We start from the raw sequence: 19,069 nt of genomic DNA on the forward strand, positions 1-19,069 counted from the left end.
TGAGGATTCCATCATAATAGTATCGATCGTTAGAAAGTATTAACCGTTAACCCTGATTCGAGATCGGGACTCCGCAAAGCAATGACCTCTGAAAACACTATTAAACGCTCCGACATCTTAAATACAAAGGTGATCGCGGATGACAACGCCAAAGTATTAGGGGTTGTCAGCCAACTATGGGTAGATATCGATCGCAGGGAGGTTGTAGCTCTTGGTTTGCGAGACAACCTGATCGCCTTTGCTAGCGTACCGCGTTATATGTACCTGAGCAGCATCAGCAAAATCGGCGATGTGATTTTGGTGGAGAACGAAGACGCGATCGAAGATATTGATGTAGAGATTTACAGCAACTTAGTTAATTGTGAAGTCATTACAGAAACAGGTCAACCCTTGGGGCGAGTGCGTGGCTTTACATTTAACGCTCAAACAGGCAAAATCCATTCTTTAATTATCGCTTCGCTGGGTTTACCCCAGATCCCCGACCAGGTAATTAGTACTTATGAATTACCAATCGAAGAAGTTGTCAGCAGTGGACCCAATCGGCTAATTGTATTTGAAGGCGCTGAAGAAAGAATTAATCGTTTGAGTGTTGGAGTGCTAGAACGGCTTGGTATTGGTAAAGCACCTTGGGAGAAAGAAGAAGACGAGTACTATACTCCCACAGCAGTGCGACCGGAAAACCAGCTAGGAAGTGGCGTACCGTTGCAAGCACCAAAAGCCCAACCTTTAAAGACAACTCAACCTGCGGTACAGGAAGCCTGGGATGAGGATGAATACGAGTATGAAACAGTCCAACCTCGGATCGAACAGCAGCCATTACGCCGCCAGCAGTACGAACCCAACAGATACGATCGCGATTTAGAGGAAGAAGAAAACTGGAGTGAAGCGTCGGGAAGCGATCGCTATACGCCTGCACCTCCACCCCGCTACCCCGAACCCCAGCCGTTTGAACCAAAGCCATACACAGCACCGAAAGATTTGGATGACGATCTCGACGGTGACGCTTGGGGAGAAGATGAGGAACCGCAGCCTTTGAATATTCCCAAGAAAATCAAGCAACCAGAATACGAAGAAGAAGGCGGCTATTAGGAAAGTCAAAAGTCAAAAGTTAAAAGTCAAAATGTAATTCATTATCTAAATGTAGAGGCGTTACATGTAACGTCTCTTCGTTTTTTATGCGATTTACGCCTGAGCATCTAGTGGTAGCAACACGCGAAAGCTGCTACCAGCACCTAATCTACTGCTGACTTTTATTTCACCTTTGTGCTGTTGGACGATCGCTTGTGCGATCGCTAGCCCTAAGCCTAAACCGTCTTTTTCAGATTTAGCTGCATCGGCTCGCCAAAAGCGCTGAAAAATCAGTGGTAGAGAATCTGGTGGAATACCAATTCCCGTATCTTCGATCCGAATCACGGCAAATCGTTGCTCTTGTTCTAAAAATAACGCCACTCTTCCCCCGTCGGTTGTGTACTTGAGTGCGTTATCTAAAAGATTAGAAAATAAGCGGCTGAGTTTATGGCTGTCGCCTTTCACGACTATACCAGTACGTAAATGTGGGGTGAACTGAATTTGCTTACTTTGAGCTTGTGGTTCAAAGCGTTCGACTAAATCTTGCAGTAACTCTTCTAAGCGAATCGGTGCAAAGTTAAAATCGCGATCGAGGCGATCGCTTGCGATATTTGCCCTAGATAAAAATAGTAAATCTTCTACTAAATGAATGATTTGCTCGTTGGCGCGATCGATAATTGCTAACTTTCTCACCTGAGTTAAACTTAACTCTTCTGGACTATTACGTAACAAATCTACTGTAGTACTAATCGCCGTTAGGGGATTGCGTAGTTCGTGCGCTACATCTCCGGTAAAGTGTTTTAATCGCCTTAAGTTACGTTGCATTGGTTGGAGGGTGAGCCAAGTTAAACCAATACCGCTAATGCTACTTAATAGTAATACTGTAACTCCTCCCACAATCAGACCCGATCGCAGTTGATCTAACTTCCAGATCAAATCTTGAGTAGACTCGCTAGCGCGAATATATCCTTCTAAGCGTAAGGTGGTTTTATCTCGATCTTCGGTATAAACAGCAATAGAAAAAGTCCGAACTTGTCCTTGTTGCTGTAGGATTGGAAAGCCCTCTTGTAAACCATCAACTAAGGCTTGCGACAATGACGAATTAGCAAAAAATTTTCCCTCTTTCGCTAAGAGCTTACCTTTAGGATTAAACCATTCGAGGCTTTGATTGTGGCGAAATAACTCTTGCCAAGGAAGTTCATCATCTAATCTTTGAATTCCTCGGCTTTTGATGATTCGCAAACTAGGAATAGCAGCTTCAGCCAAAATCTGTAAGCGATCGTTTAACTGTTGCTCTAGACTACGGCTAAAAAAGATATAAATAGCTGTACTAGAAGCGCCAAATATAGCGGACATTACTAATAAATAAGTTAGTAAAAATAGCCAGCGTAATGATTGAAACATTGAATAATTATGCTTACCTCAACTCAATTAGATATCGCTCTCAATTTTTAGAGAAAGTGAGATGCGATGTGTTTTATTTCAACTTGAATCGTACATGAGAATAGTGTAAAAAAGGTAATAAAACAGCGACTTCAATATTACATTACGATCGTGAACTTAACATGAAGACTTTATGAGAAAGCTCTCATTTTTTCATAACAAGGCTTCAGTTATCTACTGCTTCCGTTGAGCCACGGGAGACAAATTTTTTCAAAACTACGCAACAAGAGATCCCCCAACCCCCCTTAATAAGGGGGTTGGGGGGATCTCATTTAGTACAGAGATAAACAGAATTAGTATAAGTCTGTCATGAGTTATTGGTTATAAAGTCATTGATAGTTCTTCAAATGAACTACGGCGTAGATGAGAAAGTGAGATGTCAGAACGCTGAGATACTTGCCTTGGTTCAAATGCCGTGTCTGTAAAGTACATGAGACGAGAAAAACTCAACTAGCGAGATTCTCCGCTTGGCGAGATAAAGCGCTTTTTCACCTATTCTCAACTTTGTCTCAACTTTGTCACTTTTTTATTCCAGGTTTATTACATTTATTGGTTTAACTTATGACATGCATAAGGAAATTCCCAAGTCAAACCACGAAAGAGGTAATCCCATGAGCAACATCTTCTCTATCAAAAGCGATCGCACCCAGCAGTCTGCTAACGTTCACGCTAATGTGCTGGCATCCTTCAATCAAGAACAAAATTCGCCAAAAATCGACTTTACCGCTTACATTCATCCTCTAGCTGCCGTAATTGGTAACGTTTATCTTGGTAAGCGAGTCATGGTAGCTCCCGCAGCATCAGTACGAGGTGATGAAGGACAACCGATTTGGGTAGGAGATGATGTCAACGTACAAGATTGCGTAGTGCTTCATGCTTTAGAAACTCACGTCAATGGTGAAATGGTGCATGAGGCTGTCGTAGAAGTTGAAGGTAACTTCTATGGAGTATACATCAGCGATCGCGTTTCCCTGGCGCATCAATGTCAAGTCCACGGTCCAGCCAGCATTGGTACTGATACTTTTGTCGGAATGCAATCTTTAGTATTTCGAGCCACAGTCGGCAATAACTGCGTTATCGAACCCAAAGCTTTAGTCATGGGAGTTAATATCGCCGATGGCAGATACGTCCCCGCAGGTTCTCTGATTACTACACAAGAAGCTGCTGACAACTTACCCTTAATTACTAACGAATATCCCCTCAGATTCCTCAATCAAGCCGTGGTTCACGTCAACACGCAGCTAGCCACTGGCTATCAAGGCATTGGTAATGCCGAGCAATTGAAAGCAGCATAGTTAAGAATTCGGAATTCGGAATTCGGAATTCGGAATTGATCCCCTACGCACTACTCACCACGCACCACTCACTACTCACTTCACCATGACACCCAAACTGAAATTAGTTACCACCAACGGTCAAGCAGCATCGCGTCAACCACTGTCTATGGCTGTTGGCATTCCCAATCAAAAACATATCCCTGCTGGAGCAATAATTACTAGCCAGTCGGATGTAGAAAGTTTACCCATTGTTGCTCAGAGTCACCGCTCTCAAAATAGCTACCGTCAAATTAACTCCTGTCAAAAAGGCAAACACCCTCTGCTAAAACTTGTTGCCTAAACACTCACCCTGCAAGTATGGAGAGGAGGACTGAGGGATGAGTATGCACTGTCCCGAACAGTTACGATCCTTGACGAGTAGCATACTGATGACATTACTACGCAACCAAGACATCGTTTGCCCCACAGTCACATTTATTACACGAGTTCCCATCCCAGCAGTACTCATTGGCATCCAAAAGCAGTGGTCGATCGCCTATAAAAGAGTTTCAGGTAACAGCGATCGCCTCACGCAGAATTTAGTCCAAAATGCACTCCAAACACCCCAGTTGCAGCATGACTTCTACCTTCTTCAACAAATCCACAGACTCCCTTTCTCAACTCAAAGGAAAAATCTTTGGTACGCCAGAGCGATCGCTAGAACAAGCGTATCAAGCCGCGCTGAGCATAAAATCGATTGAAGACCGATATTTTCATGGTGGTAAAGTAACTGTATCAACCGCTAACGATGCTCAAATTCCTACTAGCGTGCAAGCTGATTTTGAGAAGCATTTAAGTATACTCAAACAGCAAATGAAGGAGTTTAATACGAGCAGTTCTACGCAAGGAAATTTGGGACAAGACCACCTGATGCGGCTCTTTTTTACTGAAGGAACTCTGACAAAATACACTCTCGAACCGCAAGCATCAGCGTTAGTTCCCTTTTCAAATAATCTACCAGCCAATACTTCATTCCAGCTACCCACTCCACCAATTCAAGTCATTGAGGTAAAACAAGCGATCGCCCCAGAAAAAACTAGATCGAGGCAACTCCACCGCAAGAATTCTAGAAATTCAGCTCCAGAAAATGCCGAACCGCAAGTCAAAGCTGGAGTTCTACCGCGTTCTCTTGAGCGCACAATTAATAAAATCAAGAACGAGCTTGACCCCAATGCAGAAGCAGAAGTTGTCAAATCGTTTCGGCGATCGCAAAAAAAGACTGTCGTTGCCATTAGGTTGCTGGCATTGTTGATTTTGATTCCTTTAATAACTCAGCAAGTGTCCAAACTTTATTTGGTGCAACCAATTGTCGATCGCGTGAGAAACGAAGCAGTTACGCCAGTCTTCTTAAACTCTGAAATGAAAGAAGAGGCACTCAAAGAACTGCAAACCTTTGAAGAAGAACTGAAGCTAGAACGTTTGATGGGTGCAGCACCTGCACTAACTTCAGAAGCAATTGAAGAAAAGGTCAAAGATAAAGCAGCTGAAATTTCTCAGGAATTTCGTCATCGTAGCAACAATGCTGTTAGTAATGTTTTTGCTGATATCATCGCTGTTTTATCTTTTGCTTTAGTGTTAGTATGGCGACGTAAAGATATTATGATGCTCAAGTCATTTATGGATAATATTGTGACTGGCTTGAGTGATAGTGCTAAGGCTTTCTCAATTATTCTGATTACCGATATCTTTGTCGGGTTTCACTCTCCTCATGGTTGGGAAGTTTTGTTAGAAGGACTATCTAGTCATTTAGGAATTGCAGCAAATCGCGGTTTAATCTTCCTATTTATCGCCACAGTTCCGGTCATTCTCGCCACAATTTTTAAGTATTGGGTTTTCCGTTCCCTCAGCCGGATGTCACCATCAACGGTAGCAACTTTGAAAGAGATGAACGATTAAATTTGTGTCATTGGTGCTAGAAAATGCTCGTAGAATGAGGTTGAGTTGATGATTTTTTCCATCAGTAAAAAGGCTCGCAGTCGCCAACAGCGATCGCCAAAAGTTTCTGCTTCCGGCAAGCGATCGCAGTCACATCACCGTAAATCAGTAGCCTTGCGATCGTTTCGCGAAAAGTTCCAAATCTACACCGGAGAGCAATTACACTGGCTGCAAGTTACTCAGAGACTTTTAATTTCTGTCATTCACGGAATTCTGCCTTGGGTAATCATGTGTGGGAGCTACGGCTTACTAATTTCTTTACTCGATCATTATGGAAAGCTGCCTGCTTTCTTTGGTGATAGTAAAATCATTCAAAATGTCGTTATTAGTTTTAACGTCATTCTCAGCCTACTGCTAGTTTTCCGCACCAATACAGCTCACGATCGATTTTGGGAAGGGCGCAAACTTTGGGGTTCAATGGTAAATACTACGCGCAACTTAGCACGGGGAATCTCAATTACCATCGAACAACGAGAACCGCAAGAGCGAGACGAAAAAAGTGCTGCTGTCTATCTAGTTGCTGCCTTTGCTGTGGCAATGAAAATCCATCTACGGCGAGAACCAATGAATTCAGAATTGGAGCCGATGATGCCACCATTACAATATCATCAACTACAAAGTGTCAATCACGCTCCCTTAGAAATTGCTTATTGGATTGGGGATTATTTGCAACATCAATTCGAGCGCCAACGCCTAAACATTTTTCAGCTGACATCCTTGCACGAACTATTAGATGATATGGTAGACATTTTAGGTGGCTGCGAACGCATCCTGAAAACCCCCGTTCCCTTGGTATATACCGTTACTCTCAATGCTTTGCTGTGGATTTATTTCCTGCTTTTACCTTTTCAGCTAGTTGGTGGTATCAAGTGGTGGACAGCACCGATCCTTGCCTTTATGAGTTTTCTCTACTTAGGTATCAATGAAGTAGGGGCAGAAATTGAAGAACCTTTCGGTCGCGATGCCAATGACTTGCCCTTAGATGCTATCTGCGTCACAATTGTTCGTAACCTCGAACATATCATCCAATTTGCCCCCTGCGCCCGCGTGCTGCGCCCTGCTAGCGGTAACGTTCTCGATTTACCGCGAAAAACCGCTTAAATCGTGCCGATACCTTACATTCTGTCCTTCAGTGTATAGTTTTTGCCAAGGAAATTCAGTTTTCTTTACCTCTCGTCGCAGCAATTACCTGTAACATGAACTAGTCCGAGAATTAATTTGAGCAAAGAATTAGTTTAAGCGATCGCCACCTGACAACCTTCTGAGAAGTAGGTTCACCCTTGCTAACCTGTTTTTGGAATGACATACCATCATGAGATTGTTACTAGTCGAAGACGATAAACTCATCAATCAGTTACTTGCAGAAGCACTCAGCAACCAACATTACGTCGTTGATGTTGCCGCAGATGGTCACGCTGGTTGGGATTTTGTCAAGTCTTTTGATTACGACTTAGTTCTGATTGATGTCATGCTGCCTAAAATGGATGGCATTAGCCTTTGTCGCCAGTTGCGGACTCAAGGCTACCAAATGCCAGTCTTGATGTTAACAGCCAGAGATGCAACCGAAGATCGCGTCAATGGACTCGATGCGGGTGCAGATGACTACGTGATCAAACCATACAAACTGCAAGAATTATCGGCACGTATCCGCGCTTTATTACGCCGAGGTGGTTCGTCCCTACCTCCAGCAATGAAAAGTGGCAATTTATCTTTGGATGTAAACACGCGGGAAGTGACTTATAAAGGCTGTCCCCTCAGACTGACTCCAAAAGAGTATCGCTTATTAGAACTCTTCATGCGAAGCGGCTCTAAGGTTCTCAGTCGTAGTGCAATTTTAGAAAATCTTTGGTCTTTCGACGAACCGCCGGATGAAGATGCAGTTAAAGCTTTGGTCAAACGTTTGCGTCAGAAGCTCAAATTAGCAGGTTCGCCTGGAGATCCCATTGAAACCGCTTACGGTGTAGGTTATCGTCTCAAGCAAGACCCGTAGAAAGTCAAAAGTTAAAAGTCAAAAGTTAAAAGTCAGAAGTTAAAAGTCAGAAGTTAAAAGTCAGAAGTTAAAACTGACTTGTTGTCTACTGCCTCACCACACAACAACCAACAACCGGTTACCGATTACCGATTACCGATTACCGATTAAATTTTGTCCCAGTTTTGTCTCTTTCTTGTTCCGATTTTGTCACCTTTTGTGGTTTAGGTTTATTTTATACACTGAGGTGCAAATGGCAGAGATTTCATGTCTTAAATGTATCCTCAATGCAGGGTAGTCAACAAATCCCAAGAGTAAGAAAAAAACAGATTGCAGGAACAGGCAATGAATAACAGCATTCTTGAAAAATCAGTTGATGCCCTGCTAACTAGGAGAAATGATGCTCCATTAATTCGGGATTTTACGCCCTCAAAGCAGGTTGAATTGTTTGAAACCTTGAAGCAGTTGCGGTTTAACGGTCAACTGATTCTGACAAACTCCTGCGGTAGAAAATGGATTCTGCACGTTCACCGAGGTTTGATTATCTACGCTACTGGTGGAGAACATCCAGTCAGGCGATGGAGACGGCATCTCGCGACATACTTACCGCAAATATCTAGCGATCGCTCGCTATCAAACGAATCGTGGGAGAATCAATTAGCCACAACTTCGATTGAAGGTTCTAGCGTCTGCTGGCAGTATCAGTTATTGACTTCATGGCTCGAACGGCAGCAGATAACTCCAGAACAAATGGCAAGATTTGCATGGTCGGTCATTATCGAAGTTTTGTTTGATGTGACTCAAGCAGTACAGGTTGCTTACGAACTCAAGCCCAGTAGCAGCAAGCTGACTCCCGTAGTTGCGATCGATGCCGCTCAAGCGATCGCCGAAGTCGAACGATTGTGGCAAGCTTGGCAAGCAAACAGACTCAATTATTCTCCTAACAGCGCCCCAGTTATTAAACAATCGGCAGAATTGCAACACAGCATCTCTGCTCCAGCTTATCAAGCCTTGAGTCAACTACTAGACGGACAACATACGCTACGGGATATTGCCGCTCAGATGCAGCGAGATGTCAACTCGGCACTGCGTTCTCTCCTGCCATATATTCAGTCAGGGTTTGTGGAGTTGATTAATATTCCCGATCTTACCGCTCCGGTTCTCTCATCACCTACACCTCATGATACTCAAGCACCATCGATCGCTTGTGTAGATGACAGCCCTTGGGTATGTCACATCATGGAAAAAGTGATGACAACAGCTAACTATCGATTTGTGGGCGTAAATGATGCACTGCGGGCGATCGGAGTTTTGCTAGCCATCAAACCAGATCTCATCTTTCTTGATTTGATGATGCCAAATATTAACGGATACGAACTTTGCAGCCGTCTGCGTCAGCTTTCTTGCTTCCAGCACACGCCAATTGTCATCCTCACTGGAAACGATGGCATTATCGATCGCGTCAGAGCTAAAATTGTCGGTTCCTCAGATTTTCTGGGCAAGCCCATCGATCCCGATCGAGTTCTAGGCGCAATTCACAAACATCTCAAACACAGTGTATAGGGAGCGTACGAGCAGGGGTAAGAGAGGACAAGGGGACAAGGGGGACAACGAAGTAATTACCAATTACCAATTACCAATTACCAACAACCATGAATCCCACAGCAAACACCAACAAACTTTGGCAAAGTTTAATACAGCCAACTCAACAAAAACTGGAATCTATCGAGATTCATCGCCCGAAAACAGCTCGATTTGTCTGTCGCGTGATTCCAGCAAGTTGTCCCTTCGAGCGAGACATTCGATTTTTCGATCGCAGTCTGCTGCACGTTCCACCCTTATGTAAGCTCAATCCTTTCTACGAGCAGTTGGTGTTGTTGCGGATGAAGAGTTTAACTTATCTGGCGCAAGCATGTAGCCAGGGAATGAAAAACTGTTGCTGAGTTTAGGGACAGGGAGCAGGGAGCAGGAAGCACAGAGCAGTTACTAATCGCTAGTCGCTCGTTGCGAATCGCCAACCGCAAGCTCGCTAATTGCCAATCTTTGGTGAATTCTATGGATATTGCCCTCGTTGTAGAAGATTGTTTGACCGAGCGGGAAGCGATCGCCAGCTATTTGCAACAAGGCGGGATCAGCGTCTTGGCTGCTAAGAGCGGAGAAGAAGCCCTGGAAAAAATGAGTGACTGCAAGCCTGACATCATTATTTTAGATGTTGTCTTGCCAGGTCGGAGTGGATTTGAACTCTGTCGTGCTTTAAAAGCTAACCCATCCACCAAAAACACCCCCGTTATCCTCTGTTCGAGAAAAGGAACTGACATGGATAAATTCTGGGGTTTAAAGCAAGGAGCAGACGCTTACTTACCGAAGCCTGTAGCGCCAGAGGAATTTATTCGCACTGTGAAGCAACTGCTATTGGTTTCACACGGTGAAACAACTCTCATGGTTTGAACCTAACGTGTGAGGCGAGACAATTATGGTATCCAAGTCACCAAAGTTAGACTCCCAGGAGGCATCACCAGAAAGAGTAACTTTCACCGATGCTGACGAGCAATTTCTGCGCTTTTACCTCGAACCAGACACAGCAGCCTTGCTTCCCGTGACTCAATTGCTAGAAATCTTGAAGCTGTCTGCGGAACAGATCGTCCCGATCCCGCACATGCCAAGTTGGGTCATGGGAGTTTACAACTGGCGGGGTGAAATTCTCTGGATGGTCGATTTAGCTGAATTAGTCGGGCTGACTGCTGGCGATCGCTACCAAACCAGCAACGTTCCAACTTATACAGCAGTTGCCTTGCAAGCTAACCTTTGCGATCGCCTACCCGCACCGACAGCAGAAACCCAAACCATCGGTTTAGTTATCGAGCGAATTGACGATATCGAATGGTGCAATCCAGATACAATCCAACCGCCGCCATTTACTGCTGTTTCCAGTTCCTTCGCTCCCTTCGTGCGCGGATATCAGTTAAACGGCGATAGCGAAATGACAGCAATTTTATCGGTCAAAGCGATCGTTGCTGCTGTCAGTTGTCAGTTATCAGTGTAGAGACGTTACATGTAACGTCTGTACAAAGTTATCAGTGCGTGGTGCGTGGGGTGTAAAGATTTTAAATTTCTTTCTTCCTCAGCTTCCTCAGCTCCCCCAGCTCCCAGCTCTCTTCTCTACAGCCATGAGGTAAATTTCATGTCGCAGTCAACTCTCAAACTCGATCCGCCAAACTCCGATCGCGATCGCATCTCGCCTCAGTGGGAGCGAGTTTCGGCAGTAGCGCCAGATTCACCTGAAAAAGCGAGCCAATCGCCATCAACAAAGCCAAACTCGCCTTGGCAGTTTTCACTATCTAGGGGTTTGCGGTTCTGGAAAGGTTTGAGTTTGCAACATAAAGCAACAATTTTGGCGATCGCAATTGGTGCTATTCCAGTCGCAACTGTTGGCGGCGTTGCCTACACCGTAGCCAATAGTTCCCTAGAGCAGCAAATTATTGCCGAGCAAGAAAACCGCACGCTTGATGTTCGGCGCGGCATTGGCATGGCGACGCAGCAAATAATCGATGATGCCGAGACAATTGGTAATTCTCCCATGTTGGCAAATTCTAAGCTGAGGGCAGCGGCGACTGAAGGACAGAAAATTGCGCTGTTAGATAGCTTTGTCGAGGCACGTAATGGTAGATATGACAGTATCGTCGTGTTCGACCTCAAAGGAAATTTAATCTTTCAATCCAAGTCAACGCAGCCGTTTAAGCGCACGGAAAACTATAGCGATCGCGAATATTTTCGGCGGGCGATCGCGACTGGAACTCCCGCAGTTAACAATCCTAAAATTGCGCCTACCTCCGGCAAAATTAGTTTAGAAGTTGTAGCTCCAATTAAAGATATAGAAACAAATAAGCTCGTAGGAGTTGTTCGCTTGCGGATGCCGTTGACTCATCTAAACGAAACCTTTGAGTATATTGAAGCGCAAGGATGGGAATACAAACTGATCGGTGCTGACGGGAATGTGTTTGCGGCTGATGAAATTGGGCTAGTGGGGCATTACTTGGGAGAAGATTTTCGCGAACTGCCGCATTTGCGTGCCAAGGTTTTAGCGCTTGCCTCTACAGATCGACCCAGGCATGAAGACAAGCTAATTTCAACTCAAGTCGCGTGGGACAAAAACGATGGTGAGAATGCACTGATGAGCTTCACGCCGATCGGTCAATTGGATGGACTACCAGAACCAGGTTGGGGATTGGTGGTTTCTCGTCCCGTCGATCGCGCCTTTGCACCTTTACTAGAACTGCGCCGAGTTCTCTGGTTGGGAACTGGAGTAGCCGCCGTATCGATCGCTGCGATCGCCGCAGTTTTGGCTAAGCGGGCGACTTATCCAATTCTAAATGCTGCTAGGGCTGTGGCTCAAATTGGTTTAGGTAAGTTAGATACTCGCGTGGCAGTCCGTGGCACGGCTGAAATGGCTGTTTTAGAGACTAGCATCAACAGCATGGCGAAGCAGCTAGAAGAACTCGTGCAGCTCAAAGCAGCAGAAGCTCGGCGGTCGCAATTACTCAAAGATGTTACCGTGAAGATTGGTAGCGCAATCGACTGCCCAGCTATTCTCAACACCGCTGTAGCCGAGACCCGCAGCGCTTTGCTAACCGACCGCGCAATTGTCTATTGGTTTGATGGCGATCGCAATGGTAGCGTCGTTGTCGAAGCCGCAAGCGCAGGTATAACTCGCATACTGGGTAAAAACATCGAAAACTATGCCCTAGAGCAATACACACAATATCAAAAAGGTCAAGTCGAAGTCATTTCTCAGATCCGACCGGCAGATACGAGCGATGAGTACTGGCAACAGTTAACAGCACTTGCCGTCAAATCCAGTCTAGCTGCACCAATTTTACTCGGCGATCGCTGTGTGGGTTTACTTGTCGTGCATCAGTGTAACGTTCCGCGTCACTGGCAGAAAGTAGAGGTTGATTTCTTTGCCCAGATTGCCACTCAAATAGGATTGGCGTTAGAGCGTGCCGATCTTTTGGAACAACAGAAAAATGCCAAAGAACAGTTGCAAAGACGAGCGTTGGATTTGCTAATTGAAGTCGATCCAATTAGTCAAGGCGACCTGACAATCCGCGCCAGAGTCACAGAAGATGAAATCGGCACGATCGCTGACTCTTATAACTCTACAGTCGAAAGCTTGCAAGAAATTGCGGTACAAGCACAAACAACCGCCAAACAAGTCGATGCAGCAATTAGCAGTAACGAGCCGTTAATCCAAGCCCTCTCGCAAGGAGCTTGGCAGCAATCGACAGAGATTGTCACTGCCTTGGAACGCATTCAAGCGATGGCTGATTCTGCCCATACTGTTGCGGATAACGCCAAACGCGCAGAAATAGACGTGCGCCAAGCGATGGAGACAGTCGCATCTGGGGATATAGCAATGGATCGTGCCGTAGATGGAATGCTGACAATTCGGGGGACTGTTGCCGAAACCGTCAAGAAGATCAAATGTTTGGGAGAGTCATCGCAAAAGATTTACAAAGTGGTAAATTTAATTGCTCACTTTGCCGAGCGGACTAGCTTGCTCGCCATGAATGCTTCCATTGAAGCAGCGCGAGCAGGGGAAGAAGGACGCGGTTTTGCGGCTGTTGCCGATGAAGTGCGATCGCTAGCCCGACAATCAGCCAAAGCAACAGCAGAAATTGAAAAGCTCGTCTCGGGGATTCAACGGGAAACCAATGAAGTTGCTACAGCAATGGCAATCGGCACAGAACAGGTAGCGATCGGGACTCAACTCGTCAACGATACCCGCCAGAGCTTAAACCACATTACCACCGCTAGCGATCGCATTCATCAACTCGTAGGAGCAATTGCCCAAGCTGCGATCGAGCAATCTCAAGACTCAGAAGCAGCCACGACAACCATCGCCACAGTCGCCGCGATCGCCGAAACTACCTCCCTAACTGCAACCGAAGTCTCCGCTTCCTTCCAACAATTATCAACCGTCGCGCGATCGCTCCAAGCCAGCGTCGGTCAATTCAAAGTTAGTTAGTGGCTAGTGGCTGGTGACTAGTGACTAGAATTGTCTTCTCCCTTGTCCCCCTTCGCCCCCTTGTCCCCCTTGTCCTCCTTGTCTCCCTTATCTCCTATCTCCTTAGTTTTGACTTCTAACTTTTGACTTTTGACTTGTCCCCCTCTGGTTCCCAGTCATGCTAATTACTCCCGACATTCGCGACCAAGCTTACCGTCTGTTTATTGAAGAAGTTCCAGAGCTGCTACAAGAGATCGAGGCAGGCTTGCTTAGTCTGAAGCAGGAGCGCACGCACGAACGCATTCACGATTTGATGCGTGCAGCTCACTCTCTTAAAGGTGGTGCAGCTTGCTTGGATTTAGAGCCAATTAAAATTATTGCCCACCGTTTAGAAGATGTTTTTCGGGCTTTGTACAACCGCTCTGTAGCAATAGATTCAGAGTTAGAAGGTTTATTACTGCAAGCTTACGATTGTCTGCGCGTCCCCCTACTGCAACAAATTACCATCGGCAGCATTGACTGTGCGGCAACATTAGCAGTAGCCGAACCCGTATTTAATCAAATAGAAGAACGTTTAGGAGATGCTTTAGCTCAGATCGATCGCTATATGCCCATGTCCTCAGAACTTGGGGTCGATTTGGTAGCTTCAATCTTTGAAACTGATGTCGTACAAGGACTGGAACGATTGGCGGCTGTGGTTGCCAACCCCCAAGATTTCGAGGTGGTTGGAGAATTACGGGCGCAGGCAGAAGTCTTTGCTGGATTTGCGGAGCTGCTGAATTTACCAGGATTTGGGGCGATCGCCCAAACAGCCTTAACTGCACTAGACACCTATCCCGATCGCGCTAGAGAAATTATTCAAGTTGCCCTAGCTGATTTTCACAATAGCAGAGCTGCCGTACTAGCAGGCGATCGCACTAGTGGAGGGAGTCCGTCTGCTGCCCTTTGTGCGTTAACAGAAAAGAGCGTCGATTTGGTGCCTAACCCAGAGTCAGAATTCTCGCCTTTATTAGACGAGCTGTTATTTGGCGACGAGACAGCACCAATAGAAGCAGTGGCGATCGACCCTGGAATTATTTTCGTCACTGAAACTGAAGATGATTCCAATGGCGCGATCGAATCAGATGCTCATTCCCTAACTATTTCCCCTGCGGCAAATATATCGCCGATTCAGTCCTTATCCCACTCGACTGAAATTTCTCAAAGCAAAATAGAGGGCGATCGCCCTAAAGTAGGAACTACCAATTCCTACACAGATGAATCACAGATAGCGACAGCTGTTTCTACGCGAGTAGAATTAAGCCGATTAGAGCGGATGCATAAGTTATTGGGTGAATTAGTCGTCAATCGTAACTCCATTGCCCTGCAAACCGAGCAAACCCAAAACTCAGCCCAAGAGTTACTCCGCCGTTTTGCTCACTTTCAAGAACTGATCGGTCAGCTAGAGAGGAGAGCTGAGGGAGACAAGGGAGCAGGGAACAGGGAGCAGGAAGTTGTGGGACAAGGGGGACAAGGGGGTCAAGGGGGAACTCGGGGATCCCACGACCGAAGGGAGTGGGGATTAGGGGGCGAAGGGGGACAAGGGGGACAAGGGGGACAAGGGGACAAGGGGGACAAGGGGGACAAGGGAGAATAATTGCTAACTACCAACTACCAACTACCAATTACCAATTACCAACTACCAATTACCAACTACCAATTACAACTGACTTCGATCCTCTAGAAATGGATCGTTATGGAGCGGTTCACCCTCTATTACAAAGAATTCTAGAAGAAATTGTCCAATTGGAAGAGGCTGTAGAGGATATTGCTTTATTTGCCGAGCAATCGAGTCAAATATTAGAGCGGAAACAACAAGTTTTTTCCCAACTCCAAGATGAATTAATGCGAGCGCGAATGCTTCCTTTGGGTGAAGTTCTCAAGCGGTTCTCTCGGATGCTGCGGGATATGTCTCATACTTACTCCAAGCCTGTCAATTTGAAGCTGAGAGGGACAGAGGTACAGGTAGAAAAGGCGATTTTGGAAAAACTCTACGACCCGCTGTTGCATTTACTCCGCAATGCCTTTGCTCATGGCATCGAGTCACCTGAAATCCGCCAACAGCAAGGTAAGCCGGAAAACGGAGAAATTCTGATTTGTGCTTATTACAAAGGCAATCAAACAATTATTGAAGTTAGAGATGACGGTCGGGGTCTAAATTTGGGACAAATTCGCAGCCGGGTCGTAGAGTTGGGTTGGTTGTCGCCAATAGAAGCAGCCAGCGCCTCGAAAGAGCAGTTGCTAGAATTTATCTTCGAGCCAGGATTTTCTACCACTCACCACGTTAGCGAACTTTCCGGTCGTGGCATGGGTTTGGATGTTGTCCGTTCTCAACTGCGATCGCTGCGCGGTTCTGTAAGCGTCAGTTCCTTCCCTGGTGAGGGTACGACCTTTATTTTACGCTTGCCTCTCACGTTGACGATCGCGAATTTGGTTGTTTGCTCTACGGGGAAAACTACCGTAGCGTTGCCATCTGACAGCATTGAAAATATTGTCACTACGCCAAGCGATCGCATCAATCGCACGGGGACTCAGCAGCTGTTGCGCTGGCGAGAACACATCATACCAATCCATCGGTTGGCGGATCTTTTAGAATACAATCGTCCAATGTTAGAAGTTGCTAACAGCCAATCTCCAATTACAACCACAGTAGAAGAACGGGAGTTGCCAATGCTTCTACTACGTTGGGAGGGCGAATTATTGGCGCTAGAAGTCGATTGCTTGTTGGCGGAACAAGAACTAGCAATTAAACCTTTTGGATCGCTCGTTTCACCTCCCAAATATACCTATGGCTGCACTCTACTAGGAAACGGTAGTTTAGTTCCCGTGATTAATGGAATCAGCCTTTTAGAATATGTCCTAGAACGGCAACAAAATACAATTCAGACAACTGAAAGTCAATCACAAGACAGAGAACAAAACATCAATAATTTGTGGCGCGATCGAGCAGCAATTGTTCATAAAACCGAACGTCCTACAATTTTAGTTGTAGATGACTCAACTACGATGCGCCAAACGCTGACACTTTCGTTGCAAAAGGCTGGCTATCGAGTTTTATCAGCGCGGGATGGATTAGAAGCACTAGAAAAATTACAGCAATCTCCCACGGTACAACTAGTACTTTGCGATATTGAAATGCCGAATATGAACGGCTTTGAATTTCTCTGTCAGTGGCGACAAGAGCCGCAATTTGCCAAAATTCCCGTGGCTATGTTGACATCACGCAGTAACGACAAACATCGCCGTTTAGCAACTCAATTAGGTGCTAGCGCCTATTTCACCAAGCCGTATATAGAACTTGAGTTTTTGCAAGCACTCAAGAATATTTTCGAGCAGACCATAGAAGAACAAACGGCTTTGCAGCATATCGCCTAGTCAGTTATCAGTTATCAGTTATCAGCGATCGGTGACTAGTCTTTTGACTTTTGACTTTTGACTTTTGACTTTTGACTTTTGACTTCTTCCTTATCCCCCTCCTCAAAATTATGCATATCACATATTTAATTTTTTGGACTATGAGCTTCGGCTTTACTTGGATTGGTTGCAAAATGACCGAAGAAATTCATCGACTTGCTATCTGCTTAGCTGGTTCAATTTTACTAATTTGGGGATTTGCGATCGCCCCTGAATCAATGCATTGGTTAGTTGAAATCCTTTCGATAAGTCTGTGCGGATTTTTATCGATAATGGAAAAACAAATTCCTAGTTAAAACATTTCAGTTAATACATTTTAACCCCAAGGAAAAAGTAAATATGCCTGACTACACTTCATTATTAAGATGCTCGTTTTGCGGCAAACCCCATACTCAAGTGGATAAGCTAATTTCTGGTACGGGCGTTAACATTTGTAGTGAATGCATCGAACAGTGTCAAGAAGTCTTGGACACTTCTCCACCTCAACCTAGTACCCCAAAAACCACTACTAATTCTAACAACTACCCCATCCCCAAACCAAGGGAAATAAAACAGTATTTGGACAACCATGTTATCGGTCAGGAACAGGCGAAGAAAGTTCTTTCAGTAGCAGTTTACAATCACTATAAGCGTTTGTCCAGCGATCGCAATGATGTGGCATTGCAAAAGTCAAATATTCTTTTGGTTGGACCAACGGGAAGCGGTAAAACACTCCTGGCTCAAACTCTAGCACAAGTCATAGACGTACCTTTTGCTGTTGTGGATGCAACAACTTTCACAGAAGCAGGTTACGTCGGAGATGATGTAGAAAATATCCTCCTGCGATTGTTGCAAGTGGCAGACATGGATGCAGAAACAGCACAACAAGGAATTATTTATATTGATGAAATTGATAAAATTGCCCGCAAAAGTGAAAATCCCTCTATTACTCGTGATGTATCGGGCGAAGGAGTGCAGCAAGCACTGTTAAAAATATTAGAAGGAACGATCGCTAACGTACCACCACAAGGAGGACGCAAACACCCTTATCAAGAGAGCATCCAAGTTGATACCAAAAATATCCTATTTATCTGTGGCGGCGCTTTTGTCGGAGTGGAAAAACTAGTCGAACAACGGATGGGAAAAAAATCTATGGGCTTCGGGCGATCGCCAGAAAGATCTACAACAAGGCAAACAGATTATTTATTAAATCATCTGGGAGCGGAAGATTTAGTGAAATTCGGTCTAATTCCAGAACTAATCGGACGATTGCCAGTTGTTACAGTGCTGGAACCTTTAGACGAAGAAGGACTGATAGCGATTTTAACCGAGCCACAAAATGCGCTTTTGAAACAGTATCAAAAGCTATTACAAATGGATAACGTTCAACTTGAGTTTGAATTAGATGCTGTCCGCGCGATCGCCCAAGAAGCATATCGGCGTAAAACTGGTGCAAGAGCCTTGAGGGGAATTGTAGAAGAGCTAATGTTAGATATCATGTACGAACTTCCCTCTCGCCCAGACTTAGATCGCTGCACTATCTGTAAAGCAATGGTAGAAAAACACTCTTCTGCCGATCTTCTCATTCATCCTACAGCCTTCTTCCAGCCAGAAACAGCTTAATTGGTCATTGGTTGTTGGTTTGTTGGTCATTGCTCATTTGTAGGCTGTTCTCTGTGCCTATTCACTGATAACTAACCACTGGTTGACGGTTGACGGTTGACGGTTGACAGTAGACGCTGCGATAGACTCCGTGAAGACGGTTGTTGATGAGTGCTGGTGGAACCGGTGATTAGTCGCTAGAGTCGTTTCTAGCCACCAGCCACTAGTCACTAGTCACTAGTCACTACTAACTGATTTTGTCCTAAGTTTGTTACTTTTTTCTGTTTTATTTGAATTACT

General features: G+C 45.2%; 17 protein-coding genes. 16 read left to right on the plus strand and 1 reads right to left on the minus strand.

The genetic code is table 11. The features are described from left to right. Window positions 1-81 precede the first annotated feature (81 nt). Entirely contained in the window at window positions 82-1,089 is a 1,008-nt protein-coding gene (locus tag M5J74_RS21925; RefSeq protein ID WP_106170808.1) for a PRC-barrel domain-containing protein, read from the plus strand. Window positions 1,090-1,182: 93 nt separating this feature from the next. Here the strand turns inward: M5J74_RS21925 and M5J74_RS21930 are convergent, their stop codons facing one another. Then, window positions 1,183-2,472, minus strand: coding sequence for a cell wall metabolism sensor histidine kinase WalK (locus M5J74_RS21930; protein WP_015156139.1), 1,290 nt, complete (start codon window positions 2,470-2,472; stop codon window positions 1,183-1,185). A gap of 650 nt (window positions 2,473-3,122) precedes the next feature. On the opposite strand from M5J74_RS21930, the gene M5J74_RS21935 reads away from it, so the two are divergent. The 15 genes from M5J74_RS21935 to clpX all read left to right on the plus strand — a co-directional run bounded on the left by M5J74_RS21935 (window position 3,123) and on the right by clpX (window position 18,790). Further along, window positions 3,123-3,806 carry a carbonic anhydrase gene (locus M5J74_RS21935; RefSeq protein WP_106168703.1) on the plus strand — a complete coding sequence of 228 codons (684 nt, stop codon included), beginning with the start codon at window positions 3,123-3,125 and terminating at the stop codon, window positions 3,804-3,806. Between the two features lie 85 nt (window positions 3,807-3,891). Next, on the plus strand, window positions 3,892-4,128 hold the full coding sequence (locus M5J74_RS21940; RefSeq protein ID WP_015156141.1) for a hypothetical protein: 237 nt from the start codon (window positions 3,892-3,894) through the stop codon (window positions 4,126-4,128). Window positions 4,129-4,165: 37 nt separating this feature from the next. Beyond that, window positions 4,166-4,528 carry a hypothetical protein gene (locus M5J74_RS21945; protein ID WP_241994187.1) on the plus strand — a complete coding sequence of 121 codons (363 nt, stop codon included), beginning with the start codon at window positions 4,166-4,168 and terminating at the stop codon, window positions 4,526-4,528. Beyond that, the gene (locus tag M5J74_RS21950) at window positions 4,461-5,723 is read left to right on the plus strand and encodes a proton extrusion protein PcxA (protein WP_250017158.1); all 1,263 of its coding nucleotides are present in this window, start codon (window positions 4,461-4,463) and stop codon (window positions 5,721-5,723) included. The genes M5J74_RS21945 and M5J74_RS21950 overlap by 68 nt, the downstream gene beginning before the upstream one ends. 48 nt (window positions 5,724-5,771) lie before the next feature. Next, a complete protein-coding gene (locus M5J74_RS21955; protein ID WP_106168701.1) occupies window positions 5,772-6,863 on the plus strand; it encodes a bestrophin family protein in 1,092 nt (363 codons plus the stop codon). 211 nt (window positions 6,864-7,074) lie between these two features. Then, window positions 7,075-7,752 carry a response regulator transcription factor gene (locus M5J74_RS21960; RefSeq protein ID WP_015156144.1) on the plus strand — a complete coding sequence of 226 codons (678 nt, stop codon included), beginning with the start codon at window positions 7,075-7,077 and terminating at the stop codon, window positions 7,750-7,752. Window positions 7,753-8,076: 324 nt separating this feature from the next. Next, a complete protein-coding gene (locus tag M5J74_RS21965) occupies window positions 8,077-9,294 on the plus strand; it encodes a response regulator (protein ID WP_250013171.1) in 1,218 nt (405 codons plus the stop codon). Window positions 9,295-9,383: 89 nt separating this feature from the next. After that, a complete protein-coding gene (locus M5J74_RS21970) occupies window positions 9,384-9,674 on the plus strand; it encodes a Mo-dependent nitrogenase C-terminal domain-containing protein (protein WP_106168699.1) in 291 nt (96 codons plus the stop codon). 112 nt (window positions 9,675-9,786) lie between these two features. Beyond that, entirely contained in the window at window positions 9,787-10,179 is a 393-nt protein-coding gene (locus M5J74_RS21975; protein WP_015156147.1) for a response regulator transcription factor, read from the plus strand. A gap of 25 nt (window positions 10,180-10,204) precedes the next feature. After that, window positions 10,205-10,774 carry a chemotaxis protein CheW gene (locus tag M5J74_RS21980; RefSeq protein WP_106218926.1) on the plus strand — a complete coding sequence of 190 codons (570 nt, stop codon included), beginning with the start codon at window positions 10,205-10,207 and terminating at the stop codon, window positions 10,772-10,774. A gap of 138 nt (window positions 10,775-10,912) precedes the next feature. After that, complete coding sequence (locus tag M5J74_RS21985; RefSeq protein ID WP_250013173.1) at window positions 10,913-13,756, plus strand: methyl-accepting chemotaxis protein; 2,844 nt, start codon at window positions 10,913-10,915, stop codon at window positions 13,754-13,756. Window positions 13,757-13,913: 157 nt separating this feature from the next. Beyond that, a complete protein-coding gene (locus M5J74_RS21990; protein ID WP_250013174.1) occupies window positions 13,914-15,371 on the plus strand; it encodes an Hpt domain-containing protein in 1,458 nt (485 codons plus the stop codon). Then, window positions 15,290-17,149, plus strand: coding sequence for a hybrid sensor histidine kinase/response regulator (locus tag M5J74_RS21995; RefSeq protein ID WP_250013176.1), 1,860 nt, complete (start codon window positions 15,290-15,292; stop codon window positions 17,147-17,149). The genes M5J74_RS21990 and M5J74_RS21995 overlap by 82 nt, the downstream gene beginning before the upstream one ends. Before the next feature lie 110 nt (window positions 17,150-17,259). Next, window positions 17,260-17,484, plus strand: a complete 225-nt coding sequence (locus M5J74_RS22000) for a hypothetical protein (RefSeq protein WP_127022941.1) — start codon at window positions 17,260-17,262, stop codon at window positions 17,482-17,484. 43 nt (window positions 17,485-17,527) lie between these two features. Continuing rightward, window positions 17,528-18,790, plus strand: coding sequence for an ATP-dependent protease ATP-binding subunit ClpX (clpX, locus tag M5J74_RS22005; RefSeq protein ID WP_250013178.1), 1,263 nt, complete (start codon window positions 17,528-17,530; stop codon window positions 18,788-18,790). Window positions 18,791-19,069: the final 279 nt, after the last annotated feature.

Origin of the sequence: Chroococcidiopsis sp. CCNUC1 (assembly GCF_023546805.1) — a bacterium.
Taxonomy (GTDB): domain Bacteria; phylum Cyanobacteriota; class Cyanobacteriia; order Cyanobacteriales; family Chroococcidiopsidaceae; genus Chroococcidiopsis; species Chroococcidiopsis thermalis.